The organism is Xanthomonas sp. BRIP62418, assembly GCF_003993495.1.
GTDB lineage: Bacteria > Pseudomonadota > Gammaproteobacteria > Xanthomonadales > Xanthomonadaceae > Xanthomonas > Xanthomonas euroxanthea.
The window spans coordinates 62,164-84,231 of record NZ_QEZG01000031.1 but is presented as its reverse complement, the minus strand read 5'-3'; the positions used below and the strand labels follow the sequence as shown (position 1 = coordinate 84,231).

Sequence of the window (22,068 nt, the reverse complement as noted above, 5' to 3'; positions counted from 1 at the left end):
GGGTGGGGCGGGCCCGGGATGGGGCGGCCGCTGGTCCCGCGGCCGCGGTTTCTGTCCATTGCGGCGCCGGCGCTGGCTGGCCGCGCGCATGGACGGGCGGTGGTGCGGCGGCGTCCCGGGCTGGCTTGACCGGCCGGGCAGCGGGGCCGCCGGGGCGGCGCATTGGCCGGTGCCGCTATAATCGACGCCCGTTTCCCCTCACGCGGTCCCTTGCGCATGTTCGAGTCCCTTACCCAACGTCTCTCCGGCACCATGGAGCGCCTGCGCGGCCGCGGCCGCCTGACCGAGGAGAACATCCGCGAAGCCACCCGTGAAGTGCGCATCGCCTTGCTCGAAGCCGACGTGGCGCTGCCGGTGGTGCAGGCGCTGATCGAGCGCATCAAGGTGCGCGCGGTCGGCCAGGAAGTGCTCAAATCGCTGACCCCGGGCCAGGCGCTGATCAAGATCGTCCGCGACGAGCTGACCGCGGTGATGGGCGCGGCCGCCACCGACCTCAACCTCAACGTGCCGGCGCCGGCGATCATCCTGATGGCCGGCCTGCAGGGCGCGGGCAAGACCACCACGGTCGGCAAGCTCGCCAAGCACCTGAAGGAAAAGCGCAAGAAGAAGGTCATGGTGGTCTCGGCCGACGTCTATCGCCCGGCCGCGATCGAGCAGCTCAAGACCCTGGCCGAGCAGGTCGGCGTGCTGTTCTTCCCGTCCGACGCCTCGCAGAAGCCGGTCGACATCGTGCGCGCCGCCATCAGCGATGCGCGCAAGTCGTTCGCCGACGTGCTGCTGGTCGATACCGCCGGCCGCCTGGCGATCGATGCGGCGATGATGGACGAGATCAAGGCGCTGCACGCCGCGGTCAACCCCACCGAAACCCTGTTCGTGGTCGATGCGATGACCGGCCAGGACGCGGCCAACACCGCCAAGGCCTTCGGCGAGGCGCTGCCGCTGACCGGCGTGGTGCTGACCAAGACCGACGGCGACGCCCGTGGTGGTGCCGCACTGAGCGTGCGCTACATCACCGGCAAGCCGATCAAGTTCGTCGGTACCGGCGAAAAGACCGACGGCCTGGACGTGTTCCACCCCGACCGCGTCGCCAGCCGCATCCTGGACATGGGCGACGTGCTCTCGCTGGTGGAGCAGGTCGAGCACAGCGTCGACCAGGAAAAGGCCGCCAAGCTCGCCGCCAAGGTCGCCAAGGGCAAGAAGTTCGACCTCAACGACATGAAGGAGCAGCTCGAGCAGATGCAGAACATGGGCGGCATCCATGGGCTGATGGACAAGCTGCCGGGCATGGGCCAGATCCCGGACAACGTCAAGCAGCAGGTCACCGGCAAGGAAGTGCCGCGCATGATCGCGATCATCAATTCGATGACCAAGAAGGAGCGCCGCAACCCGGCCCTGCTCAACGGCTCGCGCCGCGCCCGCATCGCCCGCGGCTCCGGCATGCAGCCGGCCGACGTCAACAAGCTGATGAAGCAGTACCAGCAGATGGAAAAGATGATGGGCAAGCTGGCTGGCGGCGGCATGAAGGGCCTGATGCGCAACATGAAGGGCATGATGGGCGCCATGGGCGGCCGCGGCGGCATGCCGTTCCGCTGAGTGCGGTAGTGTGCTGATGCGTCCGCTTGGTCGCATCACCCGCTGAGTATTGAAATCACTTCGATGTTAGGATTGCGCGCCCGCGGACGGGCGCGATTGCTCGCGGACGAGCAATCTAATCATCGGAGGATTCATGAAAGGATTTAAAGGATTTTTTTGCAAGTTTACGGTCAGTCTTAGCGGTATTGGATTGTCGGTTGCATGTAGTGCGGCATCAATCTTTTCTTATTCCAGCAACGCTGGTGACTATATTGGTCAGGGAAAGTCTGCTGTCTTGACTAATGCCAATGCAAAATTCGGCATGTCAGGGAACAAGGATCGGCTCACGTTTACTGCCGATGGTGCGTCTGGCGAATACTGGTATATAAGAATCGCCGCTCCGGTCGGCAGCGTTCTGGCTCCAGGCACTTATGCGAACGCCGAACGGTCAGCTTTCAAGACCGGGCGTTCCCCTGGTCTTGACGTATCCAGTACCGGGCGGGGCTGTAACGAAATCTGGGGGAAGGTGACGGTCAGGCAGATTTCATTCGATGCCGCTGGCAACGTGGACAAGCTGGAGGCAACGTTCCTGCAGCGATGCGAGCAGAGTAAGGCGCCAGCACTTGCTGGCATCATCAGCTATAACGCACCGCCCTTATCGCTGAAGTTGACGAGCGGTAGCGATGATTACGTGGGCGGCGGCGTGGGAAAGATGTATTACAACGACACCAGTATCTTCGTGTTGGATGGAAACGCGTCATACCTGCGGTATTCCGCTTCAGGCCTGCGTGACGATTGGTATGCGAGTATCGCTGCGCCTGTAGGGAAGACGCTGGTGCCTGGGCGTTACCCTACGCGACGTTTCGCAGATGGCACTCATGCGGGATTGGACTTCACTGGTAACGGACGAGGGTGCAATGAAAATCGTGGCACGCTCAACGTGCGTGCTATTGAGAAAGATGCCCAGGCCAACGTGGTCAAGCTGTACGCGGACTTTGAACAGTATTGCGATAATCGCACGACGCCTTTGCGCGGAACGATTCACTTTGGCATCTAGTTGATTGGCGGGCCTGCGAGTTGCAGGCCCGCCTCCTTGCTGAAGTACTGGCAATTTATTGCCAGCCATTTTCAGTAGTGATGTTAGGTGCCGTCGGGCAGGCATTTCATTGCCTTGTGGAGCTCAGCCGGGTATACAGAGTTCGTTGCTTGCGCTGCAAGGCGCTCAATGTCCATTGGCCGATGCGTCAATGCATACTGTGGTTTGGTCGTGACATCTTCAAAGTCTGGATGAGCCATTCCTGCTTAGGTCGTATTGACTCTTTCTGTAACCAATTCGGGCTGCGCATGCCGATCCTGCTCAGCCCCATGGCCGGCGCCTGCCCGGTGCCGTTGTCGGCGGCGGTTGCTGCGGCCGGCGGCATGGGTGCGATGGGCGCGGTGTTGTCGCAGCCGCAGGACATCGTGGCGTGGATGGCGGCCTTCCGTGACGCAAGCGCCGGGCCTGCACAGGTCAATCTATGGATTCCCGATCCGGCACCGGTGCGCGACGCCGCTGCGGAGGCGCGCGTACGTAAGTTTCTGTCGCACTGGGGGCCGCCGGTTCCCGAGGGTGCGGGCGATGCGGCGCCTGCCGACTTCGATGCCCAGTTCGAGGCCTTGCTCGCCGCGCGGCCTGCGGTGGCCTCGTCGATCATGGGCGTGTTTCGGCCTGACCAGGTTGCACGCCTGAAGCACGCCGGCATCGCCTGGTTCGCCTGCGCCACCACGCTGGACGAAGCGCGTGCGGCCCAGGCGGCCGGTGCCGATGCGGTGGTTGCGCAGGGGGCCGAGGCCGGTGGGCATCGCGGTGCGTTCGACGCCGGCCGTGCCGAGCGGCAGATGACCGGGCTGTTCGCCTTGTTGCCGCGACTGGTCGATCACCTCGATCTCCCGGTGATCGCCGCAGGCGGCATCGCCGACGCGCGCGGCATTGCCGCGGCGCTGACGCTGGGCGCGAGCGCGGTGCAGATCGGCACCTGCCTGCTGCGCACCCCCGAGGCGGCGCTGCCAAGCGCCTGGGCCGATGCCCTGGCCCAGGCCGAACCGGAACAGACCCAGCCGACCCGCGCATTTTCCGGCCGGCTGGGGCGTGCGCTCGCCACGCCGTATGTGCATGCCTCCGCCGCCGCAGAGGCACCGGTGCCGGCGCCGTATCCGGTGCAGCGCGCGCTGACCGCGCCGATGCGTCAGGCCGCCGCGCGCGACAACCGCCTGGACGCCATGCAGGCCTGGGCCGGCCAATCGGCCTGGATGGCGCCGGCCCAGCCTGCCGCGCAACTGGTGACCCAGTGGTGGGCGCAGGCGCAGGCGCTGGTGTGCCGCTGATCTTCTGCAACGGTGCAGTGGCGACAGCGCAGCAACTGGGCGCCGCCGCACTGATCAACTACGGCCACTTCACCACGTTGCAGGTGCGCGCCGGTGCGGTACGCGGGCTGGACCTGCATCTGCAGCGGCTGCAACACGACGGCGCTGCCTTGTTCGGTGCAGCGATCGATGAGGCATCCCTGCGCGCCCAGTTGCGCGCTGCGTTGTCGGCTGCGGACTGCGCCGATGCCAGCGTGCGCATCACTGTGTTTGCGCAGGATTTCGACCTGCGCGATCCATCGCGGCAGCTTGCGCTCGATGTGCTGATCTCCATCGCGCCCGCCGCCCGGATGCCAGCCACCGCACTACGCGTGCAGCCGGTCCATCATGTGCGCGAGCAACCCCGGCACAAGCATGTCGGCACCTTCGCGCTGCTGCACCTGCGTCGCCAGGCCCTGGTGGCCGGCTACGACGATGCCCTGCTGGTCGACGCCCAGGAGCATCTGCTGGAAGGTGCCTTCTGGAATCTGGGCCTGTGGCAGCAGGGCAGGGTGGTGTGGCCGCAAGGACCGGCGCTGCTAGGCACCCAGCAGCGTCTGCTGCAGGCAGGCCTGCAGATGCTCGGGATCCAGCAGGAGTCGCGCCCGGTTACGCTGGGCGAGCTGGACGGGTTCGATGGGGTGTTCAGCTGCAATGCGCGTGGTCAGCAGGCGATCGTGCAAGCCGGAGCGGCATCGTGGCCGGCGCAGGCCGCGCAACTGCCATTGCTGGAGCGGGCCCTGCAGACCCAGGCCTGGCAAGGGATCTGAGCGAATTGGGGGTGGCTTGGCTTCGCCGCCGGAGCCCGCTATAATCGCTGGCTTACCGCGCCATTCTGGCGACTGGGCAACTTTAGGAAAACGACACCATGGTCAAGATTCGACTGACCCGCGGCGGCGCCAAGAAGCGTCCGTTCTACCACATCATCGTGACCGACGTGCGCAGCGCGCGCGATGGCCGCAATATCGAGCGTCTGGGTTACTACAACCCGGTTGCACAGGGCGCAGAACCGCGCGTCGTGCTGGACGTCGCACGCGTCGACCATTGGGTCGGCCAGGGCGCACAGCTGACTGATAAGGTGCGTAACCTGTATCGCGAAGCCTCCAAGTCCCAGGCCGCTGCGGCCTGATCTTGAGGGCCGGGCGTCACCGCCCGGCCCAGAGTCGACGCAGATGAAGCCGACCGAGCGCCGCATCCTGTTAGGCAGGATTGTCGGCGCTTTTGGTGTCAAGGGCGAGCTCAAGCTCGAATCCTGGACCGAGCCGCGCAGTGCGATCTTCCGGTATCAACCGTGGATCGTGCGGGCGCCCTCGGGGCAGGAGTCGGTCGTGAGTGGCGTCCGTGGACGCGATCAGGGCAAGAATCTGATTGCAGTGTTCCCGGACGTCAGCGACCGTGACACCGTCGAAGCCATGCACGGGACCGAGATCTATGTCTCGCGCAGCGTGCTGCCGCCGCCCAAGCCCGATGAATACTATTGGGTGGATCTGGAAGAGCTGCAGGTGGAAACCGTCGAGGGCGTCAAGCTCGGCACGGTGTCGCACCTGTTCTCCACCGGCTCCAACGACGTGATGGTGGTGCGCGGCGATCGCGAGCGGCTGGTGCCGTTCGTGCTGCCGGATTTCGTCAAGTCGGTCGACTTCGACGCCAACCTGATCGTGGTGGACTGGGATCCGGATTTCTGATCAAGGCGGTGCCCCGGCTCCGCGCTTGCTCTACCCATTCCCAGTCCCGATTTCCGACTCCCGCTAGTGCGCATCGACGTCATCAGCCTGTTCCCCGAGTTCATTGCGCAATGCGCAGCGTTCGGCGTGGTCGGGCGGGCGCAGGAGCGTGGCCTGCTGGAATTGCAGGGCTGGAATCCGCGCGAGCATGCGCAGGGCAATTACCGCCGCGTGGACGACCGTCCGTTCGGTGGTGGGCCCGGCATGGTGATGTTGATCGAGCCGTTGCGGGCCTGTCTGGACGCGGTGCAAGCGGCGGACCCGCGTCCGGCGCCGGTGATCTATCTCAGCCCGCAGGGGCGGCCGCTCACCCAGCCGCTTGCCCGCGAGCTGGCGCAGTTGCCACGCATGGTGTTGTTGTGCGGGCGCTACGAAGGCGTGGACGAGCGTTTTCTGGCGCAGGCGGTGGATATGGAAATCTCCATCGGCGACTACGTGTTGTCCGGTGGCGAGCTTGGCGCGGCGGTGCTGGTGGATGTGGTGACGCGGTTGCAGGAAGGGGTGTTGAACGACGCCGAATCCGCAGCCCAGGACAGTTTCGAAGGCCCGCAAGGCCTGCTCGACTGCCCGCACTACAGCCATCCATCGACCCATGACTGGGGCGATGTACCGGAGGTATTGCGCTCGGGCAATCACGCTGCAATTGCGCGCTGGCGTCGGCAGCAGTCGCTGGGCCGGACCTGGTTGCGTCGCCCGGACCTGCTCGACGAGGCCGGGTTGGACAAGAACGATCGCCGTCTGCTGGACGAGTTTCGCCGCGAACTCGCCCAAGGCGACGAGAAATAAGGGCTCACCCCTAGCTCTTGCAATATCGATTGGGGTACAATATGCGGCTTGCTGGCCAGCCTTGCGTCTGGCCCTCCTACGAACCTCGAGCAATCGCCGTGCGGCGACTGCCGGTCCAATATCACCAGACACGCGGTGCCCATCATGAGCAAACTCAACAAGACCATCCTGGCTGACTTCGAAGCCGCCCAGATTCAGCGCAAGCTTCCCGAGTTCAACCAGGGCGACACCGTCGTGGTGAACGTCAAGGTGAAGGAAGGCAACCGCGAGCGCGTGCAGGCCTATGAGGGCGTCGTGATCGGTACCAAGAACGCCGGCCTGAATTCCGCCTTCACCGTGCGCAAGATCTCGCACGGCTTCGGTGTCGAGCGCGTGTTCCAGACCCACAGCGCCATCATCGACTCGGTCGAAGTGAAGCGTCGCGGTAAGGTTCGCGCCGGCAAGCTGTACTACCTGCGTGGTCTGGAAGGCAAGGCCGCCCGCATCAAGGAAGATCTGGCCGCCGCTGCACAGGCCAAGGCTGCTCGCCAGGCTGCTGCCAAGGCTGAGTAAGTCACCGGCAGGCTTGTCCTGCTGATGCCAGACGGCCGCCTTCGGGCGGCCGTTTGCGTTGTGGGAATCGGGAATCGGGAATCGGGAATCGGGATTGGGGATTGGGGATTGGGCGGTGGGGCATGCGTTGAGGGCGAGCGCGTGCTGTGTTGGTCGAGGGAACGACGTCCTGGCAGCTGCTCCGCCAGCTGTTCCGTGGATTGGTCGAGTGGATCACTCACCAGGCGGCCATGCGCTGGATCGATCATCCCAACAGGGCATCCGGCTGCTGGGTTAGACCTGGCTTGATTTCGGTCGATACTGCTGCCCGGTGATGCCGGCCGACATCAGCGCTGGCGGTGCTGCGGCAATGCTGCGATCGGCGCGGTATCGGCGACCGGCGAGGCCGGATGCGCCGGTACTTCGGCGGCGGCGGCCAGCTCCGCCGGATTCGCCGGATGCGCTGGCGTGGTCAGCATGCGTGCCTTGCGCCAGCCGCCCCAGCGGTAGTACGCCAGCGACAGCAGCATTGAACACACCGAGCTGATCGGAAGGCTCCACCAGATGCCATCGGCTCCCAGGTGCGGAATCAAGGCGTTCGCCAGGGGCACGCGCACGCCCCACAGACCGAAGGCCAGGATCAGCAGCGGCGGGATCACCGCGCCAGTGGCCCGCACCACGCCGGAAATCACAAAGCTCACGCCAAACAGCAGGAACGACCAGATACCGATGTGATTGAGATGCCGCGCAACCTCCAGTGTCGGGCTGTCGCTCGGCAGGAACAGCGCCAGCGCCCAGCGGTCGAACACGATCAGCAGCCCGATCAACACGCCGGTCATCAGGAAGTTGGCGACGATGCCGGTGCGTGCGGTTGCATCCACACGCGTCCACAATCCGGCGCCCACGTTCTGCGCCGCCATCGTCGAACATGCCGCGCCCAGCGCCATCGCCGGCATCTGGACATAGGTCCATAGCTGCAACGCAGCGCCGTAGGCGGCGGCGGTGTCGGTGCCGAAGCCGTTGACCAACGTCATCATCGCGATCATGGCCAGCGAAATCAGCACCATCTGCAGGCCCATCGGCACGCCCTTGACGATGAGCGCGCGCAGGATCGTGGGCGCGATGCGGAACAGGTGCAGGTCGCCGCGTCCCAGCCACAACACATGACGCTGACTGCGCAGGTACAGCAGCAAACCGCCCAGTGCCACTGCCTGCGCCAGCAACGTGGCCCAGGCCGCGCCGGCGATGCCCAATGCCGGAAACGGCCCCAGACCGAAGATCAGCAACGGGTTGAACACGATGTCCAGCACCACCGACACCAGCAGAAAGCGGAACGGCGTGCGGGCATCGCCGGTGCCGCGCAGTGCCGCCGACAGGAACGCGAACACATAGATCAGCGGCATGGCCAGGAAGATCACCCGCAGGTACTGCTCGGCCAGCGTCTGCGATGTCGGCGGCGTGCCCATTGCGGTCAACAGATGCGGCGCCAGAAACCAGCCCAGCACCGCGATCAGCGCCGACAGCCCGCCGAAGAAACTGGCGCTGGTGCCCATGACCTTGCGCGCCTGCGCAATGTCGCGCGCGCCCATCGCCTGGCCGATCAGAATGGTCGAAGCCATGCCGATGCCGAACACCGAGCCGATCAGGAAGAACATGATGCTGTTGGCATTGGCTGCCGCAGTCAGCGCCGCCTCGCCGAGGTAGCGACCTACCCAGATCGCGTTGATCGAGCCATTGAGCGATTGCGCGATATTCCCCGCAAGGATCGGCATCGCGAACAGCAGCAGATTCTTGCCGATCGGGCCTTCGGTCAGGACAGCGGATTTGGGCATCGCAGACGCGCCGTGGGACGGAAGCTGCGAACACTAGCATTGGCTTGTGTGAGGCATGCGGTTGCCCAGCGTTTCGAGGACGCGGGGCAGGCCACCGGTTCTGCGGTTCTGCCTGTATCGGTCAGCCAGGGCGTGGTCGCGTGCCAGGTCCTGCAGCTCACCATGCTTGAGTTCCGGCGAAGGTGCCCAAATGTTTTTTGTTCAACGCAGCCCGTTGCGAGGCGCCGCAGCAGCGGCGATCACGACAGCGGCTTGTGGCCCCATTGGACCCGACGGCAAGCACAACGCGATGACTCAACTGGTGGAACAAGCGACGACGGTCAGGCTGGATGTCTGGCTGTGGGCGGCGCGCTTCTTCAAGACGCGCAGCCTGGCCAAGACGGCGGTGGACAACGGCAAGGTGGATGTGGGCGGCCAGCGGCCCAAGCCCTCGCGCACCCTGCGCACCGGCGAGCAATTGCGCATCGACCGCGGTGGCGAAATCTTCGAGATCACCGTTGCCGCGCTGAGCGATGTGCGTGGCCCGGCACCGGTCGCACAGACGCTGTACCTGGAAAGCGATGCCTCACGCGAGGCGCGTGCACAATGGCGGCTGCAGCGTGCCGCCGAACGCACCGGCTACCGCGCACCCGAGGGCAAGCCGGACAAGCGTGCACGCCGGCTGATCAACGCACTGGGCGATATCGACGCGTTGTAGCAGTGCGTGGTTGTCCGCTGCGAATTGGGTGATGGACATAAAACACCCAGAGCGTTGTTGTTGACGCAAGAGGAAACGGCGCTTCCCAGCTGAGTCGAGTGTGCGGCGCCCTCACCAATTGCGGGACACGCGGTGAATCCGTCCCTGGAGGCTCGGTGGCGGCATCCATGCCGCCCCACGGTTCCGCACTTGGCGAGGACACCGCACCAGATAGCTGATCGGTTGTTTGCTTAAGCGCTTGTCGTTGATCGGCTTGCGTTAGGAAATTGGCTGACGCTTCTTTATCAGAACACCAGAGCACCGTGCCTGCTCTCACCAAGCACACCGACCATCCCGCCTGGCCCTTGCCCGCTCACCGTCGCGGGACCTTACGCGGCATGGAGGCCGCGTAAGAGCCTACAAGGACGTACTTGCGGCGTGTCCCGCGATGGTGGGCGGGCAAGGGCCTTGCAGCCAAGCCGCAGACCAGCCGCTCCACGGACGTCTGCAGTGTGCCGAGTCGAGCTCTTGCGTGTATTTCAACACCGCTGCAGGCGCACGCACGAAGGCGTGCGTGCGCCTTGCGCCTCAGGCCAGATCGAAACGATCCAGCTGCATCACCTTGGTCCAGGCGGCAACGAAGTCGTGCACGAACTTCTTCTGCGCATCGGCACTGGCGTAGACCTCGGCCACCGCACGCAGGATCGAGTTGGAACCGAACACCAGGTCCACGCGCGTGCCGGTCCACTTCTGTTCGCCGGTGCTGCGGTCGCGGCCTTCGTACACCTCTTTCGCTTCGGAGGTGGCTTTCCATTCGGTGCGCATGTCGAGCAGGTTGGCGAAGAAGTCGTTGCTCAGCACGCCGGGGCGGGTGGTGAACACGCCGTGCCTGGAGTCGCCGACATTGGCGCCGAGCACGCGCAGGCCGCCGACCAGCACGGTCAACTCGGGCGCGGTCAGCGTCAGCAGCTGTGCCTTGTCGATCAGCAGTGCCTCTGCCGGCACTGCGTAGCGCTGCTTGGCGTAGTTGCGGAAGCCATCGGCCACCGGCTCCAGCACCGCGAAGGACTCGACATCGGTCTGCTCCTGCGAGGCATCGGTGCGGCCGGGTGCGAACGGCACGGTGACGCTGTGGCCTGCGGCCTGTGCTGCGCGCTCGACCGCGGCGTTACCGGCCAGCACGATCAGGTCGGCGAGCGAGATCTGCTTGCCACCCGACTGTGCGCCGTTGAAGTCGGCCTGGATGCGCTCCAGCGTGCCCAGCACCTGCGCCAGCTGCTCGGGCTGGTTGGCCTGCCAATCCTTCTGCGGTGCCAGCCGGATGCGTGCGCCGTTGGCACCGCCGCGCTTGTCCGAGCCGCGGAAGGTCGACGCCGATGCCCACGCCGTGGACACCAGCTGCGCCACGCTCAGGCCGGAGTCGAGGATGGCCTGTTTGAGGGCGGCGGCGTCCTGCGCATCAACCAGCGGGTGGTCGACGGCCGGCACCGGGTCCTGCCACAGCAGTTCTTCGCTCGGCACCTCCGCCCCCAGGTAACGCGAGCGCGGTCCCATGTCGCGGTGGGTGAGCTTGAACCAGGCGCGGGCGAAGGCATCGGCGAACTGGTCGGGGTGTTCGTGGAAGCGACGCGAGATGGCCTCATAGGCCGGGTCGAAACGCAGCGCCAGATCGGTGGTGAGCATGGTCGGCCGATGCTTCTTCGCTGCATCGTGCGCATCGGGGATGATGGCGTCGGCATTCTTGGCCACCCACTGGTGCGCACCGGCCGGGCTCTTGCTCAGCTCCCACTCGAACTTGAACAGGTGGTCGAAGAAGTCGTTGCTCCACTGCGCCGGGGTGGTGGTCCAGGTGACTTCCAGGCCGCTGGTGATGGTGTCGGCACCCTTGCCGCTGCCGTAGCGGTTGTGCCAGCCCAGGCCCTGGCTTTCCAGCTCGCCGGCTTCCGGCTCGGCACCGACGTTGTCGGCCGGGCCGGCGCCATGGGTCTTGCCGAAGGTGTGGCCGCCGGCGATCAGCGCCACGGTCTCTTCGTCGTTCATGGCCATGCGCGCGAAGGTGTCGCGGATGTCGCGCGCGGCGGCAACCGGGTCGGGCTTGCCGTCCGGGCCCTCCGGGTTGACGTAGATCAGGCCCATCTGCACGGCGGCCAGCGGGTTTTCCAGGTCGCGGGTGTGCGGCACTTCGCTGTCGTCGTCCTTCACCAGCACGCCGTGCGCCTCGTCCACGCCGGGCGAGCCGCGCGAGTAGCGCTCGTCGCCACCCAGCCACTTGGTTTCCCGGCCCCAGTACAGATCCTGATCCGGCTCCCAGGTGTCCTCGCGGCCACCGGCAAAGCCGAAGGTCGTAAAGCCCATGCTTTCCAGCGCGACGTTGCCGGTGAGGATCATCAGGTCGGCCCAGGAGATCGCCTGGCCGTACTTCTGCTTGATCGGCCACAGCAGCCGGCGCGCCTTGTCCAGGCTGACGTTGTCCGGCCAGCTGTTGAGCGGTGCGAAGCGCTGCTGGCCGCGACCGCCGCCGCCACGCCCGTCGCCGATGCGATAGGTGCCGGCGCTATGCCAGGCCATGCGCACGAACAGCGGGCCGTAATGGCCGAAGTCGGCCGGCCACCAGTCCTGCGAGTCGGTCATCAGCGCACGCAGTTCCTGCTTGAGTGCGGCCAGATCGATGCGCTTGAACGCCTCGGCGTAGTTGAAGGTCTGGCCCAGCGGGTTGGACTTGCTCGAATGCTGGCTGAGCAGGTCCACGCGTAACTGCTTGGGCCACCAATCGCGGTTGGTGGTTCCGGTACCGACGACGGCGTGGTTGAACGGGCACTTTGCTTCGGTTGTCATGGCAATACCTGTGTGCGTGAGCACCTGGGGAGCTGTGTGCCGAAACTGCGGACACGCGCTGGTGGAATTGAAAGGGCGGGCAATGCGTCAGGGGTGGTCATCCACGGCGCACATGCGGCCGTGGGGGCATCGAGAAGCGTCGCCGCGTATGGCGATGCTAGCGCCTGCCTGCAGGGGCCGGTATGGGGCGATGTGCAGAGTGTGACTGGCAGACATGCGCGTCAGGCGGGCTCATCGTGGCGGGGTGTGCACACGATAAGCAGCATCGATCGGTTGGGGAATTCGAATTATTCAACCATATCGATAGCGAGGCGCTATGGATGGCGCGCCGATGTCCCCAACCTGCGCGCGCGATGTCAGCGCTTGCCGAACAGGCTGCCGCCGAGCTTCATGACATCGCCCAGTCCAAGCTTTCCGTCGCCATCCTGATCCAGCACGCTGCTCAGCAGGCCGTTGACCCCGGTGCTGCTGGCGCGCTGCTGTTCCTGCGCCAGGGCCGGGCCGAGCTGGCTGCTGGCCGCGGCATTGCCGCCGAGGAAGCGCTTGGCCAGATACGCCATCACGATGGGTGCCAGCAATTGCAGCAGCTGATTGGCCTTGCCGGTTTCCAGCCCGGTGGCCTGGCCCAGGCCTGCGGCGGCCTGCGGTGCCTTGTCGCCGAACAGATGCCCCACGATGCCGGCGCCATTGCCTTGCGCACCGCTGGCCGAGCCGCCCAGCAACGCACCGAGCAGGCTGCCGATGTCCGGGCTGCCGGCATGATCGCGCTGCAATGCACCCAGCAGCGCATCGGTGCCACCGGCCTGCTGGCTGTTACGGCCCAGCGCGCCCATCAATAGCGGCAGCGCGGTCTGCACCGCCGATTGCGCCTGCTCGGGCGCGATGCCGAGCCGGCTGGCGAGCTGCTGCAACTGCGGGCCCTGCAACTGCGCGGCAAGTTGATCGGTCAACGAGGCGGACGTGGTCATCGGTGTCTCCGGTTGGACAAAACGTTGCGGCAGCGTGCGCCCGTCGCGCCATCAGGGCAACCGCGCGCTGCACGTCATCGCGCAGCGCGCGATGCAGCGCGAGCCGGCGTATCGCAAAGCAGCATTGAAGCAACCACGCAAACCTGCAGCAGCAATGGATTATCAGGCCCCGCAAGCATCAGTCATGCAGCTACGCCGTGACGAACCTCCAACCAGCATTCAAACGACCAACCAACCTTGCCGCCGTAACAGATCCGCAAGCGCAGCAAGCTGCGCTGCTACGAATCCCAAATCCCGACTCCCCAATCCCCGCACTCAAAGCAACGCCTTCAACCGATACAAGGCTTCCAGTGCCTGCTTGGGCGTGAGTTCGTCCGGGTCCAGCGCCTGCAGTGCTTCCTGCGCAGCGGAAGAGGGCGCAGTGAACAAACCGAACTGTTGCGGCGCATCCAGTGCCGCCGGTGCCATCTGTGCGACATGGCTTTCGCCGCCGCGTTGCTCCAGTTCGGCCAGGCGATGACGCGCCTGGGTCACGGCGGCCTTGGGCAAGCCGGCGAGCGCGGCCACCTGCAGGCCGAAGCTGCGATTGGCGGGGCCGTCCTTGACCGCATGCATGAACACCAGGCGCTCGCCGTGTTCGACCGCGTCCAGATGCACGTTGGCGATACCGCTGGTCCCGCCGGCATGCGATTCGTCGGCCAGTGCGGTGAGCTCGAAATAATGCGTGGCGAACAGCGTGTAGCAGCGATTGCTATGCGCCAGATGGCGTGCCACCGCATCGGCCAATGCCAGGCCATCGTAGGTGGAGGTGCCGCGGCCGATCTCGTCCATCAGCACCAGCGATTGCGGCGTGGCGTGGTGCAGGATGTAGCTGGTCTCGGCCATTTCCACCATGAAGGTGGATTGCCCGCGCGCAAGGTCATCGCCGGCGCCGATGCGGGTGAGGATGCGGTCGATCGGCCCGATCACCGCGCGGCTGGCCGGCACATAGCTGCCGATATGCGCCAGCAACACAATCAAGGCGTTCTGGCGCATGTAGGTCGATTTACCACCCATGTTCGGGCCGGTGATGACCAGCATGCGGCGGTCGGCGTGCAGCTCCAGATCGTTGGGTTCAAACGGCTGGTCGCGCACCGCTTCCACCACCGGGTGGCGGCCGCGTTCGATACGCAGGCACGGTGCGTTGTCCAGTTCCGGCCGCGACCAATCCAGTGCCTGCGCGCGTTCTGCGAAGCCGGCCAGCACATCGAGTTCGCTCAATGCGCTCGCGCAGCGCTTGAGGCCTTCCAGCTCGCCGCCGAGTGCATCGAGCAGGCCTTCATACAGCAGCTTTTCGCGCGACAACGCGCGCTCGCGCGCCGACAGCACCTTGTCCTCGAAACTCTTGAGTTCTTCGGTGATGTAGCGCTCGGCATTGGTCAGCGTCTGCCGGCGGCTGTAGTGCAGCGGGGCTTTGTCGGCCTGGCCCTTGCTGATCTCGATGTAGTAGCCGTGCACGCGGTTGTAGCCGACCTTGAGCGTGGCGATGCCGCTGCTGGCGCGTTCGCGTTGTTCCAGGTCGATCAGGAATTGGTCGGCGTTGGTGGACAGGCGGCGCAACTCATCCAGATCGGCGTCGTACCCGGTGGCGATCACGCCACCGTCGCTGAGCTTGAGCGGCGGTTGTTCGGCCACCGCGCTGAGCAGCAGATGCGCGGTGGCATCGTGCTCGCCGAGTTCGGCATGCAGCGCCTGCAGGCGCGGCGAATCCAGCCGCGCAAGGATCGCGCGCACTCTCGGCAGCAGCGCCAGACCATCGCGCAAGGTGGAAAAATCGCGCGGGCGTGCCGAGCGCAGCGCCACGCGGGTGAGGATGCGTTCCAGATCGCCAAGCGCGCGGAAGGCCTCGCGCACGTCGGCGTCGGCGCCGCTGTCGATCAGCGTGCCGACTGCGTGGTGGCGCTGTACCAGGACCTCGCGCAGGCGCAGCGGACGGTGCAGCCAGCGCCGCAGCAGGCGCCCGCCCATCGGCGTAACCGTGCTGTCGAGCACCCCGAGCAAGGTGTTGCGGGTGTCGCCATCCACGCGTGTATCCAGCTCCAGATGCCGGCGCGTGGCCGCGTTCATCGAGATCGCCTCGCTGGCCACTTCCATCGCGATGGAGGTCAGATGCGGCAGCCGCTGTTTCTGGGTTTCCTCGACATAGCCCAGCAGCGCGCCGGCGGCGGCGGTAGCGCAGGGCTTGTCGTCGATGCCGAAGCCGGACAGGTCGTGCAACTTGAAGAAGGCCAGCAACTGGCGCCGGCCGCTGTCGGCGTCGAACAACCACGGTAGCCGCCGCCGTACGCCGACGCGGCCACGCAGGAATTCCGGCCAGTTGTCCTCGTCGGGTACCAACAGCTCGGCCGGTTCCAGGCGCGCGATCTCCGCTTCCAGCGCATCCACGCTATCCACTTCATTGACCAGAAAACGCCCGCCGGCCAGATCGGCCCAGGCCAACCCATAGCCTTGCTTGCTGCGCGCGATCGCCATCAGCAGCGTGTCGCGGCGCTCGTCCAGCAGCGCCTCGTCGGTGACCGTGCCCGGGGTGACGATGCGCACCACCTTGCGTTCGACCAGGCCCTTGGCCAGCGCCGGGTCGCCGATCTGCTCGCAGATCGCCACCGACTCACCCAACGCCACCAACCGGGCCAGGTAGCCCTCGTAGGCATGCACCGGCACGCCGGCCATCGGGATCGGCGCGCCACCGGAACTGCCGCGCTGGGTCAGGGTGATGTCGAGCAGCCGCGCCGCCTTGCGCGCGTCGTCGTAGAACAGCTCGTAGAAATCGCCCATGCGGAAGAACAGCAGCAGGTCGGGATAGTCCGACTTGGCGGCGAAGAATTGCTTCATGAGCGGGGTGTGCTCTGCAGCCCCGCCGGTGTTCTTGGTTTTTTCTTTTGTGTCAGTGCTTTGCAAGAAATGTTCTTCCGGGATGTGGCGGTCAATCAGGGTCGGTAGCGGCGAGTGACGGTGAGTTTTGTCGCGACGCCGTTGCGGCGACCCTCCGAACGAGATCGGATCGATATGCGACGAAACGGACGAGGCCTTGGAGTGGCGCAGATGTTGCGACGGAACCAGGGGCCGCCTCAAGTTGGCATGGGCTCAAGTTTAAGCTCAGCCATCGACAAATCCTTGAGCTGTCGATCGAGAGGGGCCGCCCATCGGTTCCAGTGGGCGCCTGCCGGGTTCGGCTTCTATGCAGGAAAGCGGACCATAACCTCTGAAGTGGTTCGGCGTGGCCCACAGGGCGTGCGTCGCTTCGCGCCGGGTAACGTTACTGACAGCGGCCTTGAGGAGCGCCTGTGCCGTCGCCAGGGATGAGTTGGCGGTGTTGCGAGGCACGGGAGAGAACCGCCCATCTGCCGACATGGGATCCCATCAGCGATGGGTGTCCGAGGCTCAGGTGCATGTTGAGAATGACGTATCGCCTCTGGATGACGGCGGCGAAAGAACCTCCTGAGTTTTGTACGACGCGCATTACGTCGGTGAGCGCAGACATGATCTTGAACAGCACCGTCGAGCTAAACCTTGACAAAAATGCTTCCGTTTAAGATGATTGAGTGATCACTCATTACACGGTGGCAGATCATGGCGCGTCCCCTGAGCGAAGAAAAGCGCGATGCGCTTCTTCGAGCCGCATGTGCGCTCATCGCGCAGTTGGGCATTGGGGCGCCCACCTCGAAGATTGCCAAGGCCGCAGGCGTGTCCGAAGGAACCCTGTTTACCTACTTTCCCACGAAGGATGACCTTCTCAATGCGCTGTTCCTGGCATTGGAAGGCGAACTTGCCGACTCGATGGCGGGGCCGTACCCGGCGGACGCATCCGCCCACGACCGGCTTTTCGTGGTGTGGAGTCGGCTGATCGATTGGGGGCTGAAGCATGCGGCGGCACGCAACGCCTTACGGCAGTTGAAGGTCTCGGACCGTGTAACGACCGAAAGCCGCCTGCGCTGCCACTCGATTTTTCTCGACGCGCGCTCACTCGTGGAGAGGTGTCTTGCGGAGCATTCGGCGCCTGACAGGCTCACGTTCTACATCGACACCGTGTTGTTCGAGCTTGCCGACATCACCATGAACGCCATCGTGGCAAACCCCGCCGGGCGCGAGGCGATTCAACGGGCCGGATTCGACCTTTTCTGGAAGGGGTCTGCCGCCTAATTTTTTGCCAGTTAAATGCGTAAGCACTCACTCAAACAGGAGCGACCCATGTTGCTTGATCAAAGCGGCTTTACCGAAACAGATGTGCCGAACCAGGCGGGAAAATGCTTCATCGTCACCGGCGCCAACGCAGGCGTGGGCTTTGAGATCACCCGGGTACTCGCCGCGCGGGGCGCGCGGGTGTTGCTGGGCTGCCGCGAGCAAGGCAGGGCCGATGCGGCGATTGCGCGCATCAAGCGGCAGACACCCGGTGCCGATCTTGCATGGTTGCCACTGGATCTGGGCGATCTCGATAGCGTCCGTGCAGCCGCCGCACATGTTTTGAAGGAGCCACGCATCAATGTGCTCATCAACAACGCCGGCATCATGAATCCGCCGCTGATGCGTACCAAGCAGGGCTTCGAATCGCAGTTCGGCGTCAACCATCTCGGGGTGTTTGCGCTGACCTCATTGCTGCTGCCCAAGCTGGCCGAGACGCCCGGCTCGCGCGTTGTGGTCACGTCCAGCATCGCGCATTTGAAGGCAACCCTCGATTGGGATGATCTCAACGCCGAGCGGAGCTACTCCAAGGGCGATCGCTATGGAGCGAGCAAACTGGCGAATGCGTTGTTCTTTTTCGAACTGGACCGGCGCCTACGCGCGACCCGGTCGCCCATCATGGCTGTCGGTGCCCACCCCGGCGTGGCCAGCACCAGCCTGGGACGGCACATGGGCCCCATCCAGGTGATGGGCCCACTTGTCGGCCTGCTGCTCAACAGTGCTGCGAAGGGCGCGTGGCCGGCCCTGCTGGCAGCGACCGGGCCCGTGAAGCCCGGCGGCTATTACGGCCCCACCGGCTTCCGCGGGATCAGGGGTGTGGCCGGAGAGGCCAGACGCGCCCCGCAAGCTGAAGACCCGGCGCTTGCCAGGCGGCTGTGGGACATCTCTGTCGCCATGACCGGAATCGACCCTGGCCTGCCTGCGATCTGAGCAGATACTGCGAAGATTGCCAGGTTTCTACCGAGTTCAACGCCGCGCAGGACGATGGCTTGTCGGAAGGCTATCGTCCCTATGCGATGGATGCAGCACGCGCGGCTGAACCATGGCGCAGGAGCGAGGACCTTGTCGGCCAACGCTATTAACCAATGGAGTCAACGGGATGCTTTTTGCCCGCAAGCGCGCCGGAAACTCGATAAGGCCGGATGATGCGAACGCACGATTGGGCGCAAGGCATCCATCACTGGAGGCTGGCGCCGGGGACGCTTGCGCTGCATTTCCGGTAGAAAAAAGGAATCGCAAAGGAGCATGTTTCTGGGCGGCAGAGGCCCGGCAGTGCGGGGCCTCCTGAGACGGTGGCTAGAATTCCTGCCAATCCGTGGCGACAGTCGAGGAAACAGCCTGTTGCGGGGCAATGATGTTCGCCTTCGCACGTGCAACCGAAGGCAGCGACCTGGGGCCCGCCGGCTTCCTGCTGGAGACGAGTGCAGCGGTTTGAACAAATGGCGACATCGCGGTGGTGTCAATCTTGAACACCGCAACGGCCTCGGTGAGCTGGACGGCCTGTTCTTCCATGGAGCGTGCAGCGGCAGTGGCTTCCTCAACCAGGGCCGCGTTCTGCTGCGTGGTTTCATCCATCTGCGTTACCGTGATGTTGACCTGCTCGATGCCGGCCGACTGTTCCTGCGAGGCCGCAGAGATTTCACCCATGATGTCGGTGACGCGCTGCACGCTGGAGACGATCTCGGCCATCGTGGTGCCCGCCGTATGCACCAGCGTGGAGCCTTCGGTGACGCGCTCGACAGAGTCGTCGATCAGGGTCTTGATTTCCTTGGCCGCAGCGGTGGAACGCTGTGCCAGCGTCCGCACTTCCGATGCGACCACCGCAAACCCACGGCCTTGCTCACCAGCCCGCGCCGCTTCCACGGCAGCATTCAAGGCCAGGATATTGGTCTGGAACGAGATGCCGTCAATCACGGAGATGATGTCGGCAATTTTCTTGGACGAGGCCTCGATGCCGGCCATGGTCCCCACCACCTTGCTGACGATTTCCCCGCCCTGGGAGGCCACGCCTGCGGCACCGATGGCCAGCTGGTTGGCCTGGCGTGCGTGCTCCGCATTCTGGCGAACCGTGGAGGTCAGCTCTTCCATGGAGGCAGCCGTCTCCTCCAGGTTGGCGGCCTGTTGTTCGGTGCGCTGCGACAGGTCCTGGTTGCCGGCGGCAATCTCGCTGGCCGCCGAGTTGATCGACACCGCCGATTGCTGGATGCGTCCGACGATCTCTGCAAGCTGCGCGGCGGTGGCGTTGGCGTCGTCGCGCATCTGCGCGAAGACCCCCTTGAACTCGCCCGTCATGCGCGCGGTGAGGTCGCCTGCAGCGATGGATTGCAGCAGCGACGACAGCGATTGCAGGTTGCCGTCCGCGGTGGCCATGAGCAGGTTCAAGCTCTCCACCATGACGCGGAAATCATATTGGAAGCGATCGGCATCGCCGCGCGCGGTGAAGTCACCGTTGGCCGCGGACTGCGCCAGCTGCTTGATCTCGATGTTCATGGCAGACAGGTTCGCCTTGACCTCGTCCATGGTCTGCGTCAGCACTGCTTTTTCACCAGGCAAGCGCTCCATGCTCTCACTCAGGTCGCCGATGGCGTAATGCCCCATGATCCGTGCAAGGTTCGACTGCACGGCCAGGTGCGAGGCCACCAGGGCATTGGTGTCCTCGGCCATGCGGCCGTAGTCACCCGGGAAGGCCTGGGCATCCATGCGAAAGCTGGTCTGGCCTTCATCGTGGCGCTTTGCCATGTCGCCCTGCGCGGTCAACAGGGCCTGGAGCTGCGTTTGCATGCCTTGCATGGCGCGTAACAGCCGGCCGGTTTCGTCCTTGGCCTGCGTGTGCACGTCGTTGCCGAGCTGACCATTGGCAATGGCTTCAGCCGCTTTCGTGGCGCGTGCCAGCGGCTGGGTCAGGCTTCGGGTGATGAGCCACGCCAGCAGGCTGCTGACCAGCACGACCGCGGCACCGCCAAGGATGAGCAGGAGCTTGCCCCGGTCCATCGACTTGACTGCTTCTGCGTAGGCCTGCCTGCTCTGTCCTTCCTGGCGGGTGACCAGTTCGCGGATCTTGTCCTGCCAGGCGAGGGTGGCGGGCCGCCCTTGCTCGCTGAGGATGTCCTGGGCCTGCGCGTTCTCGTTCCTGGCTGCCAGCGCGATGACTTCGTCGTTGAACTTCACGGAGGTCGCCCGACGCTCGTCCATCTCGGCACGAATCTTCCGCCCTTCCTCCGAGCTGGACAGCGCGTCCAGCTTGGTGCGCAGCTCCTGGTAGCGCTGGCGCTGCGCGTTGATCGTGGTGAGTGCTTCGGTGTTGAGCTCTTCGCTTGTCGCCATGGCATACGTGCCCAATGCGATCAGCAGCGAGGAGTTGGCATCCAGCATGCCGTTGCCGACCTGGATCTTGGCGGTGCGGTCGAGGACGATGAAGTCCAGCTGCGCTCGCGCGTTCGCCATGGTGCCCAGGCCGGTGGCCACGAGCAGGCCTGAGAGGAGAATCAAGATTCCAAATGCAACGGCCAGGCGGTGGCCGACGTTGAAGCGTTGGAGAAAAGCGATCATGGACGTCCCAGAAGAGATCAGTAGAGGCATCGATGCTCACGCGGTTAGCGAGCCTGGCATCGGTTTCCCAATAACGGCGCTCTGCTCAAAAACTGGAATATCTGTCACTAAACGATAATCTAACCCTTCAGAAAACGTCCGCGCTGTCGGGGTACGCCTGACGCATGTCAGGCGGAGCGGTTGCGCGCGTGGGAAGGCAATGCAGTTGAGGGTTCGGCAGTTGTCGATGGCTGATGCGCGATAACACCGATGGCAGGGCTATCCACTTCCGACTAGGCACTGTGGAAGAGGTGGAGCAGTGAACGCGCAATGGATGGCAGCAGTGGCGGATGCACTGAGTGACCTGCAGGCGGCAAGAGCGGCTCAAGGCGCGGTGCTCGAGGCGGTGCGCGCCTCGCATCCGGCCCCCGCATCGCTGACTGGCTGCCAGGACCGCCTGTCGTCATCCCTGATGGCGACGGTTGCCCAACGCAAAGCCTTGTCGGCAGCGGCGAAGCCGGTCGAGGTTTACACGCTCGAACAGTTGGCGGCATGGAACGATCGCATCGAGCGCTGCGTCCCGCAGGCGAGGACGCAGTCGCAGGCCTGCTCGTTGCTAGGCTGCGCTGACCGAGCCCGTGCTCGACACCTGGCAGGTCGCCATCCAGCGTTTGGCGTAGTCATACGCGGCGCGTTGATCGGCAAAGGCGATGCTTCCAGGTTGGCAGCGGTGCAAGGTGATGCCGCCGGGCCTGGAAATCAGAAGCTCCGGCAGGAACTTTCCATCGCACGGAACGCTGTGGGCAGTGAGCAGATAATCGCCCACGTGCCGAATTGCGGTGACGCCCAATAGCAATCCTCCTTGATGGGCAGGCACCTACCTTCGTCCAACATCAGTGTCAGACGATTGGCTGTCGATGCTCGCCGGGTGACACGCCATCATTGAAGAAAACAGCGCAATCCACTATCGGCAATAGACGAACGTGACTGTAAGTATTTTCCTGACCCGCCAATGG

The 22,068-nt window shown here is 64.7% G+C and carries 17 protein-coding genes; 12 read left to right on the top strand and 5 right to left on the bottom strand.

All coding sequences use genetic code 11. The annotated features are described in order from the left end of the window. Positions 1 to 216 precede the first annotated feature (216 nt). The 8 genes from ffh (at position 217) to rplS (ending at position 7,016) form a co-directional block, all read left to right on the top strand. Positions 217 to 1,593, top strand: a complete 1,377-nt coding sequence (gene ffh, locus EO174_RS07530) for a signal recognition particle protein (RefSeq protein WP_046342053.1) — start codon at positions 217 to 219, stop codon at positions 1,591 to 1,593. A 133-nt stretch (positions 1,594 to 1,726) separates the two neighbouring features. Further along, positions 1,727 to 2,629, top strand: a complete 903-nt coding sequence (locus EO174_RS07525) for a hypothetical protein (RefSeq protein ID WP_241239976.1) — start codon at positions 1,727 to 1,729, stop codon at positions 2,627 to 2,629. 230 nt (positions 2,630 to 2,859) lie between these two features. After that, positions 2,860 to 3,936 (top strand): nitronate monooxygenase, encoded by a 1,077-nt coding sequence (locus tag EO174_RS07520; protein ID WP_126943456.1) that lies wholly within the window; start codon positions 2,860 to 2,862, stop codon positions 3,934 to 3,936. Continuing rightward, the gene (locus EO174_RS07515) at positions 3,927 to 4,724 is read left to right on the top strand and encodes an aminotransferase class IV family protein (RefSeq protein WP_126943453.1); all 798 of its coding nucleotides are present in this window, start codon (positions 3,927 to 3,929) and stop codon (positions 4,722 to 4,724) included. The genes EO174_RS07520 and EO174_RS07515 overlap by 10 nt, the downstream gene beginning before the upstream one ends. Before the next feature lie 98 nt (positions 4,725 to 4,822). After that, positions 4,823 to 5,083, top strand: a complete 261-nt coding sequence (gene rpsP, locus EO174_RS07510) for a 30S ribosomal protein S16 (protein ID WP_011036396.1) — start codon at positions 4,823 to 4,825, stop codon at positions 5,081 to 5,083. A gap of 43 nt (positions 5,084 to 5,126) precedes the next feature. Then, entirely contained in the window at positions 5,127 to 5,639 is a 513-nt protein-coding gene (gene rimM, locus EO174_RS07505) for a ribosome maturation factor RimM (RefSeq protein WP_126943450.1), read from the top strand. 66 nt (positions 5,640 to 5,705) lie between these two features. Then, the gene (gene trmD / locus EO174_RS07500; RefSeq protein WP_119128921.1) at positions 5,706 to 6,464 is read left to right on the top strand and encodes a tRNA (guanosine(37)-N1)-methyltransferase TrmD; all 759 of its coding nucleotides are present in this window, start codon (positions 5,706 to 5,708) and stop codon (positions 6,462 to 6,464) included. 144 nt (positions 6,465 to 6,608) lie between these two features. Continuing rightward, positions 6,609 to 7,016 carry a 50S ribosomal protein L19 gene (gene rplS, locus EO174_RS07495; protein WP_005989873.1) on the top strand — a complete coding sequence of 136 codons (408 nt, stop codon included), beginning with the start codon at positions 6,609 to 6,611 and terminating at the stop codon, positions 7,014 to 7,016. A gap of 326 nt (positions 7,017 to 7,342) precedes the next feature. On the opposite strand, the gene EO174_RS07490 is transcribed toward rplS, so the two are convergent. Continuing rightward, the gene (locus EO174_RS07490; protein WP_126943447.1) at positions 7,343 to 8,827 is read right to left on the bottom strand and encodes an MATE family efflux transporter; all 1,485 of its coding nucleotides are present in this window, start codon (positions 8,825 to 8,827) and stop codon (positions 7,343 to 7,345) included. Positions 8,828 to 9,116: 289 nt separating this feature from the next. Here EO174_RS07490 and EO174_RS07485 point away from each other — a divergent pair, with 289 nt between their 5' ends. Then, positions 9,117 to 9,524, top strand: coding sequence for an RNA-binding S4 domain-containing protein (locus tag EO174_RS07485; protein WP_119128922.1), 408 nt, complete (start codon positions 9,117 to 9,119; stop codon positions 9,522 to 9,524). 567 nt (positions 9,525 to 10,091) lie between these two features. Here EO174_RS07485 and katG read toward each other — a convergent pair. The 3 genes from katG to mutS form a co-directional block, all read right to left on the bottom strand. After that, a complete protein-coding gene (katG, locus tag EO174_RS07475) occupies positions 10,092 to 12,338 on the bottom strand; it encodes a catalase/peroxidase HPI (protein ID WP_126943444.1) in 2,247 nt (748 codons plus the stop codon). A 356-nt stretch (positions 12,339 to 12,694) separates the two neighbouring features. Further along, entirely contained in the window at positions 12,695 to 13,306 is a 612-nt protein-coding gene (locus tag EO174_RS07470; RefSeq protein ID WP_126943441.1) for a DUF937 domain-containing protein, read from the bottom strand. Between the two features lie 315 nt (positions 13,307 to 13,621). After that, a complete protein-coding gene (mutS, locus tag EO174_RS07465) occupies positions 13,622 to 16,177 on the bottom strand; it encodes a DNA mismatch repair protein MutS (protein WP_343132542.1) in 2,556 nt (851 codons plus the stop codon). Positions 16,178 to 16,915: 738 nt separating this feature from the next. Here mutS and EO174_RS07460 point away from each other — a divergent pair. Then, positions 16,916 to 17,485, top strand: a complete 570-nt coding sequence (locus EO174_RS07460) for a TetR/AcrR family transcriptional regulator (RefSeq protein WP_126943435.1) — start codon at positions 16,916 to 16,918, stop codon at positions 17,483 to 17,485. Positions 17,486 to 17,533: 48 nt separating this feature from the next. After that, positions 17,534 to 18,454: an oxidoreductase gene (locus EO174_RS07455; RefSeq protein ID WP_126943432.1), complete on the top strand. Its 921-nt coding sequence runs from the start codon at positions 17,534 to 17,536 to the stop codon at positions 18,452 to 18,454. 366 nt (positions 18,455 to 18,820) lie between these two features. On the opposite strand, the gene EO174_RS07450 is transcribed toward EO174_RS07455, so the two are convergent. Next, complete coding sequence (locus tag EO174_RS07450) at positions 18,821 to 21,073, bottom strand: methyl-accepting chemotaxis protein (protein ID WP_126943471.1); 2,253 nt, start codon at positions 21,071 to 21,073, stop codon at positions 18,821 to 18,823. A 298-nt stretch (positions 21,074 to 21,371) separates the two neighbouring features. Between EO174_RS07450 and EO174_RS23405 the strand changes: the two genes are divergently transcribed. Next, complete coding sequence (locus tag EO174_RS23405) at positions 21,372 to 21,905, top strand: hypothetical protein (RefSeq protein WP_321186582.1); 534 nt, start codon at positions 21,372 to 21,374, stop codon at positions 21,903 to 21,905. The last annotated feature ends 163 nt before the right edge of the window (positions 21,906 to 22,068 follow it).